This is a genomic window from Mesorhizobium sp. M7A.F.Ca.CA.002.05.1.1 (assembly GCF_003998335.1).
Lineage (GTDB): Bacteria > Pseudomonadota > Alphaproteobacteria > Rhizobiales > Rhizobiaceae > Mesorhizobium.
On record NZ_RZQI01000877.1, the window covers coordinates 1 to 2,445 of the forward strand.

Below are 2,445 nucleotides of genomic sequence, written 5' to 3' on the forward strand. Positions count from 1 at the left end.
TCTGGTAGCCGTCGATCGCGGTGACGGCGGACGAGGATTCGCCCGGCATGTTGATGAGAATGGCGGTGGTCCAGCCGCCATATTGCGCACCGTAATAGATGCCGGCGAGCATGATGAGGGAGGAGACCGGATCGCCGATCTGGAAGGTGATGGGCAGAAGCATGGCGATGGTCGCGGTGGCGCCGATGCCGGGCAGGACGCCGATCAGCGTGCCGAGAAGGACGCCGATCAGGCAGAAACCGAGGTTGGTCAACGACGTCGCCGTCGAAAAGCCGAGCGCGAGGTTGTCGAGGAGATCCATGCTCATCGCCTCACGATGCCGACCCTGGGGCCAGCCACGGGCCGAAGCGGCGGAACGGCAGGCCGAGCGCGTAGCTGAAGACGAGGAAGGCAAACAACGTCAGACCGGCCGACAGCACGAGCGCGGTCAATGGCTTCATGCGGCGGCTGGCAAACGACGCGATCAGCGCCGTCAGGAAGATCGACGGGATGAATCCGAGGCCGCGCACTGTCAGGCCGAAGAAGATCGGAGCAGGCAGGATGAGCAGCATGCCGCGCCACGCAATGTGCCCGATCGCTTCGCCCTCGACGCGTACGGCCTGGACGAGAATGACCGCGCCAAGCAGGATCAGCACGATCGCCAGGACCAGCGGAAAATAGCCTGGCCCCATGCGCAAGGCGGTGCCGATTTCGAGACCGAGCGATTGCAGCGCGAACCATGCGCCGAAACCGATGAACAGGGCGGCGCACAGGCCGTTGGCCCTGTCGATCGCGAAAGGTTTCATGATGGTTCTCCAAGCCCGCACTGGGGTAGCGATGCCGAGCGGAATAGGGGCGCTGGTGGCGCCCCTATTCAAACCTCAGTCGGCGTACTGGCCGGCGGCTTCGATGATCGGCTTCCAGCGCGCGATCTCGCTTTCCAGCTTGGCCTTCAGTGCGGCGGGCGTGGCATCGGCCTCGAGCGACGGCTTGGTGCCGAGTTCGGCGAAGCGGGCGGCGACGTTCTGGTCCTTCAGCGCGACCTGCAGCGATTTCGACAGGCGTTCGGTGATCTCGGCCGGCGTGCCCTTGGGTGCATAGAGACCATGCCAGATGCCGACCTGCACATCGGGAAGGCCGCCTTCCACCGCCGTCGGCACGTCCTTCAGCACATCGAGGCGTTCCGGCGAGGTGACGGCATAGGCCTTGATGGTGCCGCCCTGGATCTGCTTGGTGGTGTTGGTCGTCTGGTCGCACATGATGTCGACCTGGCCGCCGAGGAGATCGGTCATGGCCGGGCCGGTGCCCTTGTAGGGCACGGTGACCAGCGGCGTCTTGATGGCGCTCATGAACAGCATGCCGCATAGATGCGAGGCCGCACCGATGCCGGCATTGGCGACGGTTATGGAATCCTTGTTGGCCTTGGCGTACTCCACCAGCCCCTTGAGGTCGGTGGGCTCCAGGTCCTTGCGGCCGACGATGGTCATCGGCACCTCGGTGACGAGGCCGACATATTCGAAGGCGTTCAGCGTGTCGTAGGCGAGCTTTCTGTACAGCGTCGCACTTGTCGCCATGCCGATATGATGGAGCAGCAGCGTATAACCGTCCGGCTCGGCGTTGGCGACGCGGCCGGCACCCAGCGTGCCGCCGGCGCCGCCGACATTTTCGACGATGACCTGCTGGCCGAGATCCTTCGACATCGCTTCGGCGACGAGGCGCGTGACCGTGTCGGTCGGGCCGCCGGCTGCAAACGGCACCACAACGGTGATGGTGCGTTCAGGATAGGTCTGCGCGCCGGCAGTGAACCCATAAAGCGCGACGGCCGCAGCAGCAGCCAGAGTGGTGACAAATCTTCTCATCGTGATCTCCTCCCAATACGTAAATCTCCAACCGCTGCGCGGGGTCCTCTCAACACCCTGCAGATGGAGCAACAACTAGCGCAAATTAACAGATTGCAACCGGACTCAAACGGCAAACTGCTGATGGGCGCCATCCTAATAGCCGTAGCCACGCGCCATCGCCGCGGCGAAGACCGGGATGAGCAGGAAGATGAAAGCTTCGGCGCGGATGTAGGTCTTCACGGACGCAAGCTCGGCCGCCGGCACCTGAAACGAGGCATTGCCGCTCGCCTGCCTGCTCCAGGATATGAAGCGGACGGTCGGGATGATCGACAGCAGGCCGACCACGACGAACGCCGCTATCTTGGCCCAGAACACCCAATTGTGGACGTAGAATTCCCAGCCCTTGAGGCCATAGAAGACGCGGCCGATGCCGACGACGATGATCAGCGTGGCAATGATGCCGTAATGGCGGTCGATGCCGGCGAGCCTCTTGAGCGTTGCAGCGCCCAGATCGCCGCGGATCAGGACGAATTCGGCGCCGATGATTCCCGCCAGCGAAAACACCAGCAGATGATGGAAGATCGCAAGCACAAGATCGGTGGTGTCCATGCTCTTTCCCTGGGGT

4 protein-coding genes are annotated in these 2,445 nt (G+C 63.4%); all 4 read right to left on the bottom strand.

Going from position 1 to position 2,445, the window contains the following annotated elements; genetic code table 11:
* Window positions 1-301: tripartite tricarboxylate transporter permease (locus EN939_RS29885; RefSeq protein WP_206528373.1), on the bottom strand; the 301-nt coding region annotated here is incomplete at its 3' end.
* Window positions 302-311: 10 nt separating this feature from the next.
* Window positions 312-785 (bottom strand): tripartite tricarboxylate transporter TctB family protein, encoded by a 474-nt coding sequence (locus EN939_RS29890; protein WP_127271254.1) that lies wholly within the window; start codon window positions 783-785, stop codon window positions 312-314.
* A 75-nt stretch (window positions 786-860) separates the two neighbouring features.
* Entirely contained in the window at window positions 861-1,838 is a 978-nt protein-coding gene (locus tag EN939_RS29895) for a tripartite tricarboxylate transporter substrate-binding protein (RefSeq protein ID WP_127271256.1), read from the bottom strand.
* 135 nt (window positions 1,839-1,973) lie between these two features.
* Window positions 1,974-2,445, bottom strand: a 472-nt coding sequence (locus EN939_RS29900; protein ID WP_245473207.1) for a DUF2214 family protein, incomplete at its 5' end; no start/stop codon positions are given.

Excerpts from the sequence above, each read along its gene's own strand:
- EN939_RS29890 (WP_127271254.1), bottom strand. The coding sequence starts at position 785 with ATGAAACCTTTCGCGATCGACAGGGCCAACGGCCTGTGCGCCGCCCTG.
- EN939_RS29895 (WP_127271256.1), bottom strand. The coding sequence starts at position 1,838 with ATGAGAAGATTTGTCACCACTCTGGCTGCTGCTGCGGCCGTCGCGCTT.